This window comes from Paracoccus sp. AK26, assembly GCF_011801365.1.
Classification (GTDB): Bacteria; Pseudomonadota; Alphaproteobacteria; order Rhodobacterales; family Rhodobacteraceae; genus Paracoccus; species Paracoccus aerius.
The window spans coordinates 360,812-378,632 of record NZ_CP041045.1 but is presented as its reverse complement, the minus strand read 5'-3'; the positions used below and the strand labels follow the sequence as shown (position 1 = coordinate 378,632).

The window sequence follows — 17,821 nt, the reverse complement described above, 5'->3', positions numbered from 1 at the left end:
CAGCGCGTTTCGGCCTTGATCCGATACGCTATGGTGATGAACAACGCAAATCTCCCGTTCGCAGGCCCCATGTCATCCCGCATCCCCCGGCTTTCGCCCGACCACATCCGCGCCCGCTTTTCATCGGCCATGTCGGCCATGTATCGCGACGAGGTGCCGGCCTATGGAACGCTGCTGTCGCTTGTGGCCGAGGTGAATGCTGAGGTTCTGGACCGTGACCCGGTCCTGGCTGCCAATCTTGCTGCCACCGACCAGCTTGACCGCATCTCCGAGGAACGGCACGGCGCCATCCGCCTTGGCACCGCACAAGAGCTTGCGACGATCCGCCGCCTGTTTGCGGTGATGGGCATGTATCCGGTCGGCTATTACGACCTCAGCCAAGCGGGCGTTCCCGTCCATTCCACGGCCTTCCGGCCAGTCGGGCAGGCGGCCCTGCGCCGCAACCCGTTCCGGGTCTTCACCTCGCTTCTGCGGCTGGACCTGATCTCGGACGGCGCGCTGCGGAACGAGGCGGCGGCGATCCTGGCGCGGCGCGACATCTTCACCCCCGCCTGCCTGTCGCTGATCGACAGGGCCGAACGCGACGGCGGCCTGTCCGACAGCGAGGCAGAGCAGTTCGTGGCCGAGGCGGTCGAAACCTTCCGCTGGCATTCCGACGCCTTGGTTTCGGCCGACCTCTACAAGCGGCTGCACGGCGCGCACCGGCTGGTCGCGGATGTCGTGTCCTTCAAGGGGCCACATATCAACCACCTGACGCCGCGGACGCTGGACATCGACGCGGTGCAGGCCCGCATGCCCGCGCTTGGCATCGCGCCGAAGGCGGTGATCGAGGGTCCGCCCCGGCGCGACTGCCCGATCCTGCTGCGCCAGACCTCGTTCAAGGCGCTGCAGGAGGCAGTGAGGTTTCCGGGCGATGCGGCTGTCGAGGGGTCGCATACCGCCCGGTTCGGAGAGATCGAGGCCAGGGGAATCGCGCTGACGCCCAAGGGGCGCACGCTTTACGACAGGCTGCTGGACCAGGTTCGCGCCCGCATCGTCCCCGCAGCCGACGGATCGAATGCGTCCGAATACATGCGCATCCTTGGCGATGTCTTCGAAGCCTTCCCCGACGACTGGGACGCGATCCGCAGGCAGGGGCTGGGCTATTTCGAATGGTCCGCGACGGGCAGGCCGGCAGCCGGGGACGACCCGGAAGCCTTGCTGGCCCAAGGCGCGTTGCGCTGCGATCCGATCATCTACGAGGATTTCCTGCCGGTATCGGCCGCCGGCATCTTCCAGTCCAACCTGGGCGACGAGGCGGTCCAGAATTTCGCGGCCAGCCGCAATCAGCGCCAGTTCGAGGACGATCTTGGCGCCCCCGTCCTGGACGAGTTCGCCCATTACGCCGGCATCGAAGCCGCATCCCTGACAGCCAGCTTGCAGGCGATCGGCCGCGCATGACCCTGCTGGCAGAGATGGAGGCGATCCTTGGCCCGGAGGGTTTGATCCGGCAGGACGCGGACCGCGCGCGCTATGACCAGGGTGCGCGCTATGACCGGGGCGTCAGCCTTGCGGTGCTGCGCCCTGCCGACACACGGCAGGTCGCAGCCTGCGTCGCCGCTGCGGCACGGCATGGCGCGCGGATCGTGCCGCAAGGCGCGAACACGGGGCTTGTGGCAGGATCCACGCCCGATGACAGCGGCACGGATCTGATCCTGTCGCTGGAGCGGCTCAAGGACATCGCGATCGACGGTGACAATGCTTCCGCCCGTGTCGGGGCGGGGGTGCTTTTGTCCGACCTGAACGCGCAGGCCGCGGCCGAGGGTTATGTCCTGCCCATCGATTTGGGCGCCGACCCTTCGGTCGGGGGGATGGTCGCGACCAATACGGGTGGGGCACGGTTCCTGCGCTATGGCGACATGCGTGCCAATGTGCTGGGCCTGACCGCCGTGCTGCCGGACGGCCGCGTCCTGTCGATGGGCCGGGGGCTGCGCAAGGACAACACCGGGCCCGACTGGAAGCACCTGCTGATCGGCACCAGCGGCGCCTTCGGCATCGTCACCGAGGTCGAACTGCGCCTGTCGCCCGTGCCCGGCGACACGGCGGTCGCCGTCCTCGTCCCCGCCGGACCGGACACGATCCTGCCCCTGCTGCGGCAGGCCGAGCGCCGGTTCGGCATGATGCTGACCGCCTTCGAAGGAATGTCCGGCGCGGCCATCCGTGCGGCCCTGGACCATGTTCCGTCGCTTCGCGATCCCTTTGCGCCGGATCCCGTGCCCGATTATGCCATCCTCATGGAGATTTCCCGGACCGCCGCAATGCCGGGCGATCCGCCCCTTGACGATCTGCTGCAAGGCAGCCTTGGCGCCCTGACCGAGGAGGCCCCCGAGCTTCTTGCCGATGCCCGCTTCGGGCGGCCGGGGCAGGGCTGGGCCTTGCGCCATGCTTTGTCCGAAGGCGTCAGGGCGGCCGGCAAGCTGATCGCCTTCGACCTGTCCTTCCGGCGGGGCGACACAATGCGCTTTTGCGCCCGGATGCGCGAGGAACTGTCCTTGACCCATCCCGAAGTGGTCGTCTGCGACTTCGGCCATATCGGCGACGGAGGCGTCCATTTCAATCTGGTCGTGCCGCCCGCCAGCCCCTGCGCCACCGATCCCGCGGCCGAGGCAGCCTTGCGGGACCGCGTCGTGCGCGTCGCGGTGCGCGATTTCGGTGGCAGCTTCAGCGCCGAACATGCGATCGGTCGGCGCAACCAGGCCTACTATGACGCCTATGCCGATCCGGTGCTGCGCGGGTTGGCAGGCGGGCTTTTGCGGACCCTTGGCGGCGCCCGGATTGGCGCGGCCCGTTTTGACTGAGGAATGACATGACGATCACCGATGACTGCACCCGGATCCTTTCGAAACTGGGCGTTGACGCGGCCCTTTACACGAACGGGACGCTTCACAGCTTTTCCCCCGTCACCGGAGAGCGGGTGGCCGAGCTGCCGCAGCATTCGGCGGCCGAGGTTCAGGCCGCCGTGGCCCGCGCGGCCGACGCCTTCCGCATCTGGCGCGACGTGCCTGCCCCGCGCCGCGGCGAACTGGTCCGCCTGCTGGGCGAGGAACTGCGCGCCGCCAAGGACAATCTGGGGCGCCTTGTCTCGATCGAAGCGGGCAAGTCTCCCTCCGAAGGCGCGGGCGAGGTGCAGGAGATGATCGACATCTGCGACTTTGCCACAGGCCTGTCGCGCCAGCTCTACGGCCTTACCATCGCCACAGAACGTCCGGGCCACCGCATGATGGAAACCTGTCATCCGCTGGGCGTGGTGGGCGTGATATCGGCCTTCAACTTTCCCGTCGCCGTCTGGTCATGGAACACGGCCCTGGCCCTGGTCTGCGGCAATCCTGTCGTCTGGAAGCCGTCCGAAAAGACGCCCCTGACGGCCTTGGCGTCCCAAGCGATCCTGGACCGCGCCCTGGCCCGGTTCGGCGACGCCCCCGAAGGCCTGAGCCAGGTCGTGATCGGCGGGCGCGAGACCGGAGAGGCGCTTGTTGACGACCCGCGCGTCGCGCTCGTCTCGGCCACCGGGTCCACGCGGATGGGGCGGCAGGTCGGCCCACGGGTCGCGGCCCGCTTCGGGCGCACGATCCTGGAACTGGGCGGCAACAATGCGGGCATCGTCTGCCCGTCGGCCGATCTGGACATGGCCCTGCGCGCCATCGCCTTTGGCGCGATGGGCACAGCCGGGCAACGCTGCACCACGATGCGGCGTCTGTTCGTCCATGACAGCATCTACGACGCCCTGGTGCCGCGGCTGATCAAGGCCTATGCCTCGGTGTCGGTCGGCAATCCGCTGACGACGCAGGCTTTGGTCGGACCCCTGGTGGACCGGGATGCCTTTGAAGCCATGCAGGCCGCCTTGGAACAAGCGCAAGCAGCCGGTGGAACGGTCCACGGCGGCGAACGGGTCACCGATGCCGGTCCCGGTGCGGCCTTCTATGTCAGGCCCGCCCTGGTGGAAATGCCGTCGCAGACGGGCCCGGTTCTTGAGGAAACCTTCGCCCCGATCCTCTATGTCATGCGCTACGCCGACCTGCCTGCCGCAATTCAGGAACACAATGCCGTCGCGGCGGGCCTGTCGTCGTCTATCTTCACGACCGACCTGCGCGAGGCTGAATTGTTCCTGTCCGCATCCGGGTCCGATTGCGGCATCGCCAATGTCAACATCGGCACATCCGGGGCCGAGATCGGGGGCGCCTTCGGCGGCGAAAAGGAAACGGGCGGCGGGCGCGAAAGCGGATCGGATGCGTGGAAGGCCTATATGCGCCGGGCGACCAACACCATCAACTATTCCCGCGCGCTGCCCCTGGCGCAGGGTGTCGTCTTCGACATCTGAGGGACCGGCATGAACAGCATCTTCCGGCCCGCCAGCCGGATCGAGGATCTCGGCGTGTCCGAGATCCTGGCGATCACCGCACGCGCCGCCGCCCTGAAGCGCGACGGGCGGCCCGTCATCGCCCTTGGGGCGGGCGAGCCCGATTTCGACACGCCCGACCATGTCAAGGAGGCCGCGATCGCCGCGATCCGGCGGGGCGAGACGAAATACACCAACCTCGACGGCTCGCCCCGGCTGAAGCGCGCCATCCGCGACAAGTTCTTGCGAGAGAACGGGCTGGACTTCGGCCCCGACGAGGTGACGGCAGGCGCGGGCGCCAAGCAGATGCTCTACAACGCGATGATGGCCAGCCTTGACCCGGGGGACAAGGTCATCATCCCCACCCCCTGCTGGACCAGCTATTTCGACATCGTGCGGATCGCGGGCGGTGTTCCCGTTGCGATCCCTTGCCCCGGCGAGGGCGGCTTCCGCCTGTCGCCGGCAGCATTGGAGGCCGCGATCACGCCGCGCACAAGATGGCTGCTGCTGAATTCGCCCTCGAATCCGACCGGCGCCGCCTATGCCGAGCGGGATTATCGCGCGCTGCTGGAGGTTCTGGACCGCCACCCGCATGTCTGGCTGATGGTCGACGACATATACGAACATCTTGTCTATGACGGGTTCCGCTTTGTGACGCCGCTGGCGCTTGACCCGTCGCTGAAGGACCGCTGCCTGACGATCAACGGGGTGTCCAAGGCCTATGCCATGACCGGATGGCGCCTTGGATATGCCGGTGGGCCTGCTGGGCTGATCGCGGGGATGGCGGTGGTGCAAAGCCAGTCGACATCCTGCCCCTGTTCGGTGACACAGGCAGCGGCCATCGCGGCACTGGACGGGCCGCAGGACTTCCTGGCCGCCCGGCGCGACAGCTTCGCGGCGCGGCGGGACCTTGTGGTCGATGCCCTGAACCGGATCGACGGCATCCAGTGCCGCCGCCCCGAGGGCGCGTTCTATGCCTTTGCAAGTTGCGCAGGCATCCTGGGCCGCACCACGCCTGGGGGCAAGGTGCTGGAAAGCGACCGCGACTTCTGCGCCTGGCTGCTGGACGAGGTGGATGTGGCCGTTGTGCCCGGCTCGGCCTTCGGGCTTTCGCCCTATTTCCGCATTTCCTACGCGACATCGGCGGCCGAGTTGACCGAAGCCATGACCCGCATCGGTGACGCCTGCGGCCGCCTGACCTAGGCCTGCCCGTCAGACCGGCAGCGCAGTCTGGTGCTTGATGCGCCTGAGGACGAATTTCGACGAAGAGTTCGCGATGGCGTCATGGTTCAGGATGCCCTGCATCAGCACCTTTTCGTAATCCGCCATGTCGCGGGCGACGATGTGCAGCAGATAGTCCCAGTCCCCGCTGATCGAATAGCAGGCCACGACATCCTCCTGGGCGGCGATGAAGGCCTCGAAGGCGGCGCGGTTGGCGCGGTTCTGCGACTTCATGCGGATCTCGCAAAAGATATCGAGGCCGCGCCCCAAGGCCGCCGGATCCACAAGCCGCACGGCCGGGCCCAGCACGCCGGCCTCTTGCATGGCCTTGACCCGGCGCCAGCACGAGGCGGCCGATGACCCGACCCGTTCCGCAAGGTCCTGGTTCGACAGGCCCGCGTCCACCTGAAGCTCCTGCAGGATTCTCCGGTCGATCTGGTCCAGTTGGTATGTCTGGTTCATGTAGTGGATCATCTTGAAACGAACCCATCATCATTAGGCTGATCCTGCCCCGTTTTGAAAGCCCATTTCACCCCTTTCGCGCAATGATGATCCAAACGATGCCAAGGGGGAAACATGGCCAGATCGCAAGCCGCCACGGCGTTCCGCAACGCACCCGATGCCGATGTCGACTGGGCCACGGTGCTGCGTCACATGGCGTTGAGCCGCGCCCTGGACGAGATGGAGGAAACCCGCCTCGTTCCCGAAAAGAAGGTGCTCTACCAGTTCTCGGCGCGCGGGCACGACATGGCGCAGATCCTTCTGGGGATGCAGCTGACCGAACGCCATGACGCGGTCTGCGGCTATTACCGGTCGCGGCCGCTGCTGCTGGCGCTTGGCGTGGACCCGGTCGATGCGCTCGGCTCGGCCATGGGGCGCGCGGGGGGCTATTCGGACGGGCGCGACATCGGCGTGGTCTTCAACCACCCCAACCGCGACGGCGCCACGGCCCTGCCGATGTGTGGCGGTGTCGGCGCGCAATACACGCCCACGGCGGGCTGGGCGCAGGCGCTTGAATACCAGGCGAAGGTGCTGGGTTCGGACGCGCATGGCCGTTCGATCGCGGTCGTGCTGGGGGGCGACGGATCGGTCGCGTCCAACGGCTTCTGGTCCGCGCTGACCATCGCCACCACCCAGAAGCTGCCGATGCTGTTCTATGTCGAGGATAACGGCTTCGGCATCTCGGTCGCCTCGACGGTGCAGACGCCGGGCGGCAACATCGCGGCCAACCTGGCGTCCTGGAAGGGCCTGCGCATCTTCGCGGGCGACGGCACCGACCCGGTCGAGGCCGCGCAACTGGTGGCCGAGGCCGTGGCCTTCGTGCGCGAGGAACGCGGCCCGGCGATGCTGCGGCTGACCGTGCCGCGGCTTCAGGGCCACAGTTTCCAGGACACGCAGGCCTACAAGCCGGAAACCGTCGTCGCCGCCGAACGCGCCCGCGATCCCTGGCGCAAGCTGCAGGCCCATCTGGTGCCGCGCATCCTGAGCAAGTCGGATTGGGACGGGGCATTGAAGGACGCAGCCGAGCGGGCCGAAGCCGCGCGCGAGGCGGCCGAGGCGCGGCCGGTGGGCGATCCGGCCACGGTCCTGCGGCACGTGTTCCATGACGGAGAGATGCAGCACCTGGGCGGCCTGATGCCGTTGGGCTGGACCCCGCCGCCTTCGACCGACCAGGCCCGGCCCGAAGGACAGCGCATCAACATGGTCACCGCGATCCGCCGCGTGCTGGACCAGGAACTGGCCCTGAACCCCCGGATGGTGGTGTTCGGCGAGGATGTCGGTCCCAAGGGCGGGGTCCACGCCGTCACGCTGGGCCTTCAGGACAAGCATGGTGCCGACCGGGTCTTCGACACCTCGCTATCGGAAGAAGGCATCATCGGTCGCGCGGTGGGCATGGCTTTGGCCGGGCTGCTGCCCGTGCCGGAAATCCAGTTCCGGAAATACGCCGAACCCGCGACCGAGCAGTTGAACGACTGCGGCTCGATGCGGTGGCGGACCAACAACCGCTTCGCCGCGCCGATGGTGGTGCGGATGCCGGTCGGCTTCTTCAAGTGCGGCGATCCCTGGCACAGCCAGACGAACGAGGTCGCCTTCGTCCACAGTCCTGGCTGGAAGGTCGCCTCGCCGTCCAATGCCGAGGACGCGGTGGGCCTGCTGCGCAGCGCCCTGCGCGGCAACGACCCGGTGATCTTCCTCGAACACCGCGCGATGCTGGATCATTCCTGGGCACGGAGGCCTTGGCCCGGCGACGACTTCGCGCTGCCCTTCGGCAAGGCCCGTCTGGTGGCCGAGGGGACGCAGGCCACGATCGTCACCTGGGGCGGCCTTGTGGATCGCTGCCAGGAAGCCGCGCAGGGCCTGTCGGTCGATGTGATCGACCTGCGCACACTGGTTCCCTGGGACCGCGAGGCCGTGCTGGCCTCGGTCGCCAAGACGCATCGCTGCCTGATCGTCCACGAGGATCTGCAGACGGCGGGCTTCGGCGCCGAGATTGCCGCCGTAGTCGCATCCGAAGGCTTCACCGACCTTGATGCCCCGGTCGAGAGGCTGACGATGCCCGACATCCCCAGCCCGCATAATCCGGTCTATCTGGACTGGGCCGTGCCCTCGGTCGCGGCGATCCGCGCGAAGCTGAACGATCTGGTGGGGTTCTGAAGATGGTCGATGTTCTGGTCCCCCTTGAACAGGAAGGCACCGAGGCCGTCGTGTCATCCTGGCTGCGCCGGATCGGCGATCTGGTGCAGGAAAACGACCCGCTGCTGGAACTGGAGACCGACAAGGTGTCGGTTGAAGTTCCGGCCCCCGCATCCGGACGCGTGGCCGAGATCCTGATCGAGGCCGGGCAGAAGGCGGTGCCGGGATCGGTGCTGGCGCGGATCGAGGCTGCCGATGCCGCGCCTGCCCATGACACAGCGGCCCCGGATGCGGCAGAAGATGCCCCTGCGGTCCAGCCCGCGCGGCGCGACATGTCGTCCTGGCATTCCCCTGCCGTGCGCAAGGCGCTTGCGGAGACGGGCGTGGATCCTCAGGCCTTGCAGGGCAGCGGCCGCGACGGGCGGCTGACCCGCGCGGACGTGGATGCCGCGGCAACCCGTTTGCAGGACGAACCGCCTGCAGCCCCTGTTCCTGTTCCTGCCGCCGGACCGCAGCTTGCGGGCCGGTCCGTGGCCCATGACGCAATGCGCCTTGCCATTGCGCGCAACATGCTGAAGTCCGTGACCGAGGCCCCGCAGGTGACAGCCGTCTTCGAGGCCGATTTCAGCGCGATCATGGCCCATCGCAACCGCCACAAGGCGGCCTTCGCGGCGGACGGGATCCCGCTGTCCTACACGGCCTATATCGTCCTGGCGGCCGCCCGCGCGATGCGATCGGTACCCCAGGTCAACAGCCGCTGGCATCCCGACCGGCTGGAGATCTTCGACCAGGTCAATATCGGCATCGGCACCGCGCTTGGCGACAAGGGGCTGGTCGTGCCGGTGATCCGGGACGTCCAGGACCTGTCGCTGCGCGGCGTGGCCGCCCGCCTTCAGGAGGTGACGCAGCGGGCGCGCGAGAACAGGCTGACCCCCGCGGACATGCGCGACGGCACCTTTACCATCTCGAACCACGGGGTGTCGGGATCGCTGCTGGCGGCGCCGATCATCATCAACCAGCCGCAATCGGCCATCCTGGGCGTGGGCAAGCTGGAAAAACGGGTGGTGGTGCGCGAGGTGGGTGGCATCGACACCATCCAGATCCGGCCGATGGCCTATGTCTCGCTGACGATCGACCACCGGGTTCTGGACGGGCACCAGACCAATGGCTGGCTGACGGCCTTCGTGGCCGCCCTGGAGGGCTGGCAGGACTGAAAAAGGGCGCCTTCTGGCGCCCTTTTCCGTGTTTTTCCTGATGCAGGCGTTTGCTTACATCATGCCGCCCATGCCGCCCATGCCGCCCATGTCGGGCATGCCGCCGGCGGGGGCCTTGGGCTCGGGCTTTTCGGCGATCATCGCCTCGGTGGTGATCAGAAGGCCCGCGACGGATGCCGCGTCTTCCAGCGCCGTGCGCACCACCTTGGCCGGGTCGATCACGCCGAACTTGAACATGTCGCCATATTCCTCGGTCTGGGCGTTGAAGCCGAAGGCCTTGTCCGAGGACTCGCGCACCTTGCCCGCGACCACCGCGCCGTCGACGCCGGCGTTCTCGGCGATCTGGCGCATCGGCGCTTCCAGGGCGCGGCGCACGATGGCGATGCCGGCTTCCTGGTCGCTGTTGGCCGCCGTCAGGCCTTCCAGCACCTTGCCGCCCTGGACGAGCGCCACGCCGCCGCCCACGACCACGCCTTCCTGAACGGCCGCGCGGGTCGCGTTCAGCGCGTCGTCCACGCGGTCCTTGCGCTCCTTCACCTCGACCTCGGTCATGCCGCCGACGCGGATCACGGCCACGCCGCCGGCCAGCTTGGCCACCCGCTCCTGCAGCTTCTCGCGGTCGTAGTCCGAGGTGGTTTCCTCGATCTGCTGGCGGATCTGGCTGACGCGGGCCTCGATCTCGGCCTTTTCACCGGCACCGTCGACGATGGTGGTGTTGTCCTTGTTGATCGTGACCTTCTTGGCGCGGCCCAGCATGTCGATGCCGACATTCTCCAGCTTCATGCCGAGGTCCTCGCTGATGACCTGGCCGCCGGTCAGGATCGCGATGTCCTGCAGCATGGCCTTGCGGCGATCGCCGAAGCCCGGAGCCTTCACGGCCGCGATCTTCAACCCGCCGCGCAGCTTGTTCACGACCAGCGTGGCCAGGGCCTCGCCCTCGACATCCTCGGCCACGATCACCAGCGGCTTGCCCGACTGGATCACGGCTTCCAGCAGCGGAACCATCGGCTGCAGCGACGAAAGCTTCTTCTCGTGCAGCAGGATATAGGCGTCTTCCAGATCCGCGATCATCTTGTCGGGGTTGGTCACGAAATAGGGCGACAGGTAGCCGCGGTCGAACTGCATCCCTTCGACCACTTCGACTTCCGTCTCCATGCCCTTGTTCTCTTCGACGGTGATCACACCCTCGTTGCCGACCTTCTGCATCGCATCGGCGATGAAGCGGCCGATATTGGCCTCGCCATTGGCCGAGATGGTGCCGACCTGGGCCACTTCGTCGCTGTCGGTCACGGGACGCGAGGCGGCCTTGATGGCCTCCACGACCTTGGAGGTCGCAAGATCGATGCCGCGCTTGAGATCCATCGGGTTCATGCCGGCGGCGACCGCCTTCATGCCTTCCTTGACGATGGCCTGGGCCAGAACGGTCGCGGTGGTGGTGCCGTCGCCGGCCTCGTCATTGGTGCGCGAGGCCACTTCGCGCACCATCTGCGCGCCCATGTTCTCGAACTTGTCCGACAGCTCGATCTCTTTGGCGACCGACACGCCGTCCTTGGTGATGCGCGGCGCGCCGAACGACTTGTCGATCACCACGTTGCGGCCCTTCGGACCCAGCGTCACCTTCACGGCATCCGCCAGAATGTTCACGCCCCGAAGCATCCGGTCGCGCGCGTCCGTGTTGAACTTCACTTCTTTCGCAGCCATTGGGTTCACTCCTCTCTGAACGCTTTCGGGATCAGGCGGCCTTGGCGATCGCCGGCGTATCCAGCACGCCCATCACGTCGCTTTCCTTCATGATCAGCAGATCCTCGCCATCAAGGCGGATCTCGGTGCCGGACCATTTGCCGAACAGGATGCGGTCGCCAACGCTGACCTCCAGCGGAATCAGGTCGCCCCGGTCATTGCGCAGGCCAGTGCCAATGGCCAGCACTTCGCCTTCCTGGGGTTTTTCCTTGGCGCTGTCGGGGATGATCAGCCCGCCCGCGGTCTTTTCCTGGGCATCGATGCGGCGGACCAGAATACGGTCTTGGAGTGGACGGAACGTCATGTCGTTTTCCCTCATGGACAAACAGATCTTTGAGCGGTTCCTCTGTGCCGGTCCGAGAACCGGAACAGGGCTTGCGCGACCCGTTCAGGCATCGCGCGGGACATGAATTGGCAAAACCGGAAGCGATTTCAAGAGGGGGTCGAGGAAAATATTGGCACTGTCTTCCGGCTGCTGCCAAAACCCGTAACCCTCCCGCAATATCCTGTGATTTCAGCGTGGTCCGCGCCACTGGGGGCTTGACGTGGAGCAGGACTGCGTCAAACCTTGAGGGACATGGATCTGTCACAATGATGCCGAGGGCTTCATGATGGACACTTACCTTTCTGTCGCCCGCGATCTGGTGGTCGAGGGGATGCGGGAAAGCCAGGTCGCGCTTTCCGCGCAGCTTGAATTCCACCTTGCCTCGACCCTGGCCCGCTACATGCACCGCCCGCTGGCGCCCGACCGGCTGACGGTCCGCCTGATGGATGCGGCCCAAAGGGGCGCCAGGAAGGGCGAATCGCGCCAGATCGGGGACGAATGCCTGATCTCCTGCGCGTTCTTCGCGGCGCGGCTGACGCGGCAGGGCGGCACCGTGGTCCATTACGCCGCCGTGGGGCAGACGGCATACGAGATCGCGGGAATGCCGGACGTGGCCAGCGGCTTTCCCGACATGCTGGACGTCCTGCACGCCAGCCGCCCTGCGGTCGAGGATCGGGCGCTGCCGCAACAGGACAATGCCGAGGGCGACAAGCCCGACCGCAGGATCCTGTTCATCTCGCCCAGACTCAACCACTGATCCTTGGCCGGTCTGCTGCGGCCCTTGACGCGGGGCGCCCAGATCATTAGCTAGCTAACGACCAAGGAACCTTTCATGCCGCAATCGCCCCATTTCTTTGACACGCTGCTTCACCTGATGCGCCTGCTGCGCCGCAGCTATGACGCGCGGGCCGAGGCGGTGGGGCTGACCCTGTCGCGTGCGCGCGCACTGACCACGCTGTCGCGGATGGACGGGGCGACCCAGTCCGAACTGGCCGCCGCCCTTGATATCGAGGCGCCGACCTTGAAGCGCCAGATCGACGCGCTTGAAGGCGCAGGCTTTGTCGAACGCCGGCCGGCCGAGGGCGACGCCCGCAAGAACGCGCTGTTCCTGACCATGCGGGGCCGCGACAACGAGATCGTCGAGTTTACCCACCGGATGCGCGCCGACCTGATCGCGGGCATCCCGCCAGCTGATCTGGCCGTGGCGCAGTCGGTGATGGATCGCATCGCCGCCAATATCGCCAGGCTGGACCGCGAATGACCGCCGCAGCCCCCACCCCCGCCCCGACCGCCCCCGCCCCGGTGGTCCACCCGCCGCTGCCGGTGCCCCGAGCCCTGGCCTATATGGGCGCGGCCGTCATGCTGGCGCTGTCGCAGGGGCTGGGGCAGGGCTTCGTGTCCGCCAATATCCCGCAAATCGCGGGAGATCTGGGCATCACCACGACCCAGGCCAGCTGGCTGATGGCGGCTTACATGATCCCCCGCGCATCCCTGCCGCTTCTGCTGATCAAGATCCGGACGCAATACGGGCTGCGCCGCTTTGCCGAGGTGGGGATCATCGCCTATGTCGCGGTGGCCCTCGCCTCGGTCTGGATGCAGGATTTCCGGTCCGCCGTGGTCCTGCAGGCGCTGTCGGGCGCGGCGGCCGCGCCCTTGTCCACCTTGGCCTTCATGTACATGCTGGAGCCGCTGTCCCAGCAATGGAAGATGCGCCTTGGCCTGCCCGCCGCGATGGCCGTGATGATGTCGGGGCCGACGCTGGCGCGGGTCGTCTCGCCCGCGCTGATCGGGGACGGGGGGCTTGGCGGCATCCATCTGACCGCGCTTGGCATGGCGATGGTGTCGCTGATGCTGGTCTTTCGGCTGCCGCTGCGCCCGGTGCCGCACATGAAGGTCATCCAGTCGCTGGATTTCCTCAGCTTCCTTTTGATCGGCTTCGGCTTTGCAGGGCTGACCATCGGCTTTGTGCTGGGGCCGATCCACAACTGGACCGACGCGCCCTGGGTCGGGGCGCTGCTGGCCGCATCAGTCGCATCACTGGCCGTCGCGGTCGCGGTCGAGCTGAACCGCGAAGCGCCGCTTCTGGACATCCGCTGGCTGGTCAGCCCGGCCATGCTGCACCTGACCGCGACACTGTTCCTGTTCCGGCTGATCCTGTCGGAGCAAAGCGCGGGCGCACCCCGGATGTTCCTGACGCTGGGCGTCGCCCCTGCGCAGATGACCGGCCTGTTCGCGATCATCGTGGGCGCAAGCCTGCTGGGCGGGTTGGCCTGCGTGGCCTGGATGCGCCCAAACCGGGTGGCTGTCCTGCACCTGATCGCGCTGCTGCTGATCGCGGGCGGCGCGCTGATGGACGCGCAGGCCACCATCGACACCCGGCCGGAACAGATGATCGTCAGCCAGGCGCTGATCGGATTCGCCGGGATGCTGTTCCTGCCGCCCGCGATGATGGCGGGGCTTGTGTCGGCGCTTGCGCGCGGGCCGCAGTATCTTCTGTCCTTCGTGATCGTCTTCATCTCGACCCAGTCCCTGGGCGGCGTCTTGGGGTCGGGGCTGTTCACGACCTTTATCAACAACCGCCAGGCGGCCCATTACGCGGTGCTGACCGAACAGATCGCCGTGGGCGACGCGCCGACCATGCAGGCCATCGCGGCGCGGGCCGCGGGTCTTGCGGCGCAGGTGCCGGATGCCGCCTCCCGCAGCGCGCAGGCTGCTGCGCAGATCGCGCAAGAGGCCACGGCCCAGGCATCTGTCATGGCCTATAACGACGCCTATCTTCTGACCGCCCTGATCGCCCTTGGCGCCGCCTTGGCCCTGGTCCTGCACATGCTGCGCGACCGGCTGGCGCTGCGCATGTCGCCCCAGGCAGAACCGGATGTGACACCATGAAGAAAGAAAACCTCCTTCCCACCGTTATCGCCTTGGTGATCGGCGCCGCGGGCGTGCTGCTGCTGCTTTTCGCCTGGCACCTGCCGCCGTTCCAGCCATCTGAACCGACGACCGAGAACGCCTATGTCCGGGGCAAGGTCACGACCGTCGCGCCCCAGGTCACCGGCTATGTCGCGGCGGTCGAGGCCACGGACTTCCAGGCCGTCAGGGCGGGGGACGTGATCGCGCGGATCGACGACCGCATCCCCCGCCAGAAGCTGGCCCAGGCCGAGGCGCAACTGGCCGCCGCCCGCGCCGCGATGGAGGTGGCGACCCAGGGCGTCGCCTCGGCCGAGGCAGTGCTGCGGGCCAATGAGGCGGGCGTGGCCTCCGCGCGGTCGGCCCTGACGACGGCGCAGACAAGCTGGAACCGCGCAGAGGAACTGCGGACGCGGGGCGTGGCCTCGCAATCGGCGGCGGAGCAATCCGAACTGTCGCTGCAACAGGCCGAAGCCGGCGTGACCCAGGCCGAGGCCCAGGTCGACGTGCAGCGGGAATCGGTGAAATCCGCGCGTGTCGCCCTGCAGTCGCGCCAGGCAGACATCGCCGCAGCCCAGGCGGCGGTGGAACTGGCGCAGATCGATCTGGACAATACCGTGATCCGGGCACCGGCCGACGGGCGGTTGGGCCAGGTCTCGGTCCGGGTGGGGCAATATGTGACGCCGGGCAGCGCGCTTGTGTCCCATGTGGGCACCGAAACCTGGGTCATTGCAAATTTCAAGGAAACCGCGCTGACCGGCCTGCGTCCGGGCGAAGCCGTCCGCTTTACGGTGGACGCTGTCCGCGACGTGGATTTCACGGGCCGGGTCGAGTCCTTTTCGCCCGCGACGGCATCGGAATACAGCCTGCTCGCTGGGACAAACGCGACCGGCAACTTCACCAAGATCGCGCAGCGCCTGCCGGTTCGCATCGCCATCGACCAGGACCAGCCCCATGCCGAGGATCTGCTTCCCGGCATGTCGGTGATCGTCCACGTGGATACCGACAGCGCCCCCCGATGACCTGCCGCCCGCGGTCGGCCTACCAGGGGATGGGCGTCCCGAACCGGTCCATGAAGGCGCCGCTGTCGGCAGGCGTCAGGCGGGCGATGCTGTCCAGCAGGGAGGCTGCGGCGTCTTTCGGATCCTGGACCTGAAGGCCGGTCTTGGCGAAGCCGTCGGACAGCGGCGTCGCCACGGTGCCGGGGTGGAAGGCCGCACAGATCGCCTTGGGATGTGTACGGCGCAGTTCGACCGAGGCGGTGCGGATGACCTGGTTCAGGGCCGCCTTGGAGGCGCGATAGGAATACCATCCCCCCAGCCGGTTGTCGGCGATGCTGCCGACTTTGGCGGACAGGACGGCAAGGACCGCGCGGCGGTCGCGGGGTATCAGTGGCAGGAAATGCTTCAGGATCTGCGCAGGGCCGATCGTGTTCACCGCAAAGGACACGGCCATGGCCTGCGGATCAAGCTTGCGGATCGTTTTTTCCGGCTGCATCCCCGGCCCGTGCAGAACCCCGGTCGCCACCAGAACCAGTGTCGGCACGCCGATCTGCCCGATGCGGTTCGCGGCCCGCGCGATGCTGCCCGGATCGGCTAGGTCCAGTTCAGGCCGCGACAGGCCGATCACCTGCCCGGAAAGCCGCCCCTGCAGATCGCGCGTCAATGCCCCGCCGATCCCGCCCGAGGCACCGATCACCACTGCCAGATCCTGCTGTTTCATGCATCCTCCGCCCTTGCCCCTGCAGAACAGGGCGCAGCGCAAGTAAAACTACCGGTCGGCCTTCGCCTAATAAAGATCAATGAAACCTTCCTGCACGGCTTCCGGTTTGGAAGACAAGTGTGAACGGGTGGACCATATGCCGGGACGGATTGCTGCGACTGCCGGCTTGTCGTGTCGACCCCCGCTCATCATCGCCAGGATCTCCAGGATGAACAGCCGTTCTTCCGCTGCGCCGTTTCGGCTGCGGAAAGCCATGGGCGGCATAGGAATGCAGGCCACCCGGCCATGACGCTGACGCAGGAAACGGCCGAAAGGATGGCGCAATGAACGATGTTTTCTCCGTGACCCCCCTTGCGCCCTCGGCCCGGCCTGCGCTGATCTGTTTTTCGCATCTCCGCTGGGATTTCGTGTGGCAGCGGCCGCAGCATCTGATGTCCCGCTTTGCCGAAAGTCACCGCCTGTTCATCTGGGAAGAAGCGATTCCCACAGACCATCACCTTCCCTATCTGGAATTTCATGCCTTCGAGGGCACCAGCGTCCAGTCCATCCGCCCCCGCCTGCCAGCCCAGTGGTCGGTCCAGCAGAAGGATCGCGCCCTGGCGGGGCTGCTGGACCAGATGATGGCCCTGGCGGGAATACGTCGCCCGGTCCTGTGGTTCTATACGCCGATGATGTGGCCGATCGCCCGGCACGTGGATGCGGCGGCTGTGGTCTATGATTGCATGGACGAACTATCCGCCTTCCGCTTTGCGCCGCCCGGACTTGCCGCCAACGAGGCTGCCCTGATGAAGGCCGCGGATGTGGTCTTCACCGGAGGCCAGTCCATCTTCGAGGCCAAGGCCGGACGCCACGGCAATATCCACGTGTTCCCGTCTGCCGTCGACACCTCGCATTTTGCCAATGCCCGTGCCGCCCTGGCGGAACCGGCGGATCAGGCAGCGCTGCCCGGCCCACGTCTCGGCTTCTATGGCGTGATCGACGAAAGGCTGGATCTTGGTCTGATCGCCGCCCTGGCAAAGGCCCGTCCCCAATGGTCGATCGTGATGATCGGGCCCTTGGCCAAGATCGGCCCCGAGGACTTGCCCCGCGCGCCGAACATCCACTGGCTTGGTCAGCGCGGCTATGACCAGTTGCCCGCCTATCTGTCGGGCTGGGACGTGGCGCTGATGCCCTTTGCCATGAACGAGGCCACGCGGTTCATTTCGCCGACCAAGACGCCGGAATACCTTGCAGGCGGGGTGCAGGTCGTCTCGACGCCCGTGCCTGATGTCGTGCGACATTATGGCGATCTGGGGGCGGTGCGGATCGCCCCGGATGCCACCCGCTTCATCCAGGCCAGCGAGGAGATCCTGGCGGGTCAGGACCTTGCATGGCGCGAGGCCGCCGACCGGATGCTGGCGGATCAAAGCTGGGACAACACCTTCCGGCAGATGCAGTCGCATCTGGATCGCGTCATGCGCAGGCGGTTGCTGTCGCCCTCGCCGCTGCCGGGGGTCGGGGGCCTGCTGGCCCCGGATGGCGTCACCTCCATGCCAGCCTGATGCGCTGCCAACTGCCGACTGACTGCACCCAACTGCCCGGCTTTTGCCAGTCCCGTCCCGTGGCTGCATGATCGGCAACGAAACCTGTGCAGGGCCCGGGGTCACAGCCGGTGCCTTTCCGGTTCCGAATGCGCAGCATCGG

Annotated in this window: 16 protein-coding genes; 11 read left to right on the top strand and 5 right to left on the bottom strand. The window is 67.0% G+C overall.

From position 1 onward, the window contains the following. Nucleotides 1–69 precede the first annotated feature (69 nt). Genes FIU66_RS17545 through FIU66_RS17530 form a run of 4 tightly spaced genes read left to right on the top strand, consistent with a single transcriptional unit; the run spans nt 70 to nt 5,578 of the window. Entirely contained in the window at nt 70–1,440 is a 1,371-nt protein-coding gene (locus FIU66_RS17545; RefSeq protein WP_167624172.1) for a VOC family protein, read from the top strand. Next, the gene (locus tag FIU66_RS17540; RefSeq protein ID WP_167624171.1) at nt 1,437–2,837 is read left to right on the top strand and encodes an FAD-binding oxidoreductase; all 1,401 of its coding nucleotides are present in this window, start codon (nt 1,437–1,439) and stop codon (nt 2,835–2,837) included. Before FIU66_RS17545 ends, FIU66_RS17540 begins: the two co-directional genes overlap by 4 nt. Nucleotides 2,838–2,845: 8 nt before the next feature. Further along, complete coding sequence (locus FIU66_RS17535; RefSeq protein WP_167624170.1) at nt 2,846–4,357, top strand: aldehyde dehydrogenase family protein; 1,512 nt, start codon at nt 2,846–2,848, stop codon at nt 4,355–4,357. Between the two features lie 9 nt (nt 4,358–4,366). Then, complete coding sequence (locus FIU66_RS17530; protein WP_167624169.1) at nt 4,367–5,578, top strand: pyridoxal phosphate-dependent aminotransferase; 1,212 nt, start codon at nt 4,367–4,369, stop codon at nt 5,576–5,578. Between the two features lie 9 nt (nt 5,579–5,587). Here the strand turns inward: FIU66_RS17530 and FIU66_RS17525 are convergent, their stop codons facing one another. Continuing rightward, nucleotides 5,588–6,058: an Lrp/AsnC family transcriptional regulator gene (locus FIU66_RS17525; protein WP_167624168.1), complete on the bottom strand. Its 471-nt coding sequence runs from the start codon at nt 6,056–6,058 to the stop codon at nt 5,588–5,590. Between the two features lie 114 nt (nt 6,059–6,172). Here FIU66_RS17525 and FIU66_RS17520 point away from each other — a divergent pair, with 114 nt between their 5' ends. Further along, entirely contained in the window at nt 6,173–8,251 is a 2,079-nt protein-coding gene (locus tag FIU66_RS17520; protein ID WP_167624167.1) for a transketolase C-terminal domain-containing protein, read from the top strand. A 2-nt stretch (nt 8,252–8,253) separates the two neighbouring features. Next, the gene (locus FIU66_RS17515) at nt 8,254–9,444 is read left to right on the top strand and encodes a dihydrolipoamide acetyltransferase family protein (RefSeq protein WP_201281142.1); all 1,191 of its coding nucleotides are present in this window, start codon (nt 8,254–8,256) and stop codon (nt 9,442–9,444) included. Between the two features lie 54 nt (nt 9,445–9,498). On the opposite strand, the gene groL is transcribed toward FIU66_RS17515, so the two are convergent. Then, entirely contained in the window at nt 9,499–11,145 is a 1,647-nt protein-coding gene (groL, locus tag FIU66_RS17510; RefSeq protein WP_167624166.1) for a chaperonin GroEL, read from the bottom strand. A gap of 31 nt (nt 11,146–11,176) precedes the next feature. Next, complete coding sequence (locus tag FIU66_RS17505) at nt 11,177–11,488, bottom strand: co-chaperone GroES (RefSeq protein WP_167624165.1); 312 nt, start codon at nt 11,486–11,488, stop codon at nt 11,177–11,179. Nucleotides 11,489–11,792: 304 nt separating this feature from the next. Between FIU66_RS17505 and FIU66_RS17500 the strand changes: the two genes are divergently transcribed. From FIU66_RS17500 to FIU66_RS17485, 4 genes are all read left to right on the top strand, one after another. Then, nucleotides 11,793–12,266, top strand: coding sequence for a hypothetical protein (locus FIU66_RS17500; RefSeq protein ID WP_167624164.1), 474 nt, complete (start codon nt 11,793–11,795; stop codon nt 12,264–12,266). Between the two features lie 75 nt (nt 12,267–12,341). After that, entirely contained in the window at nt 12,342–12,770 is a 429-nt protein-coding gene (locus tag FIU66_RS17495) for a MarR family winged helix-turn-helix transcriptional regulator (protein WP_167624163.1), read from the top strand. Then, on the top strand, nt 12,767–14,398 hold the full coding sequence (locus FIU66_RS17490; RefSeq protein WP_167624162.1) for an MFS transporter: 1,632 nt from the start codon (nt 12,767–12,769) through the stop codon (nt 14,396–14,398). The genes FIU66_RS17495 and FIU66_RS17490 overlap by 4 nt, the downstream gene beginning before the upstream one ends. After that, a complete protein-coding gene (locus FIU66_RS17485) occupies nt 14,395–15,438 on the top strand; it encodes an HlyD family secretion protein (protein WP_167624161.1) in 1,044 nt (347 codons plus the stop codon). The genes FIU66_RS17490 and FIU66_RS17485 overlap by 4 nt, the downstream gene beginning before the upstream one ends. Before the next feature lie 19 nt (nt 15,439–15,457). Here FIU66_RS17485 and FIU66_RS17480 read toward each other — a convergent pair whose 3' ends face one another. Continuing rightward, nucleotides 15,458–16,138 carry an SDR family NAD(P)-dependent oxidoreductase gene (locus FIU66_RS17480; protein ID WP_167624160.1) on the bottom strand — a complete coding sequence of 227 codons (681 nt, stop codon included), beginning with the start codon at nt 16,136–16,138 and terminating at the stop codon, nt 15,458–15,460. Nucleotides 16,139–16,204: 66 nt separating this feature from the next. Then, complete coding sequence (locus FIU66_RS17475) at nt 16,205–16,393, bottom strand: hypothetical protein (RefSeq protein ID WP_167624159.1); 189 nt, start codon at nt 16,391–16,393, stop codon at nt 16,205–16,207. A 68-nt stretch (nt 16,394–16,461) separates the two neighbouring features. On the opposite strand from FIU66_RS17475, the gene FIU66_RS17470 reads away from it, so the two are divergent. After that, nucleotides 16,462–17,679, top strand: a complete 1,218-nt coding sequence (locus tag FIU66_RS17470; protein WP_240544820.1) for a glycosyltransferase family 1 protein — start codon at nt 16,462–16,464, stop codon at nt 17,677–17,679. Nucleotides 17,680–17,821: the final 142 nt, after the last annotated feature.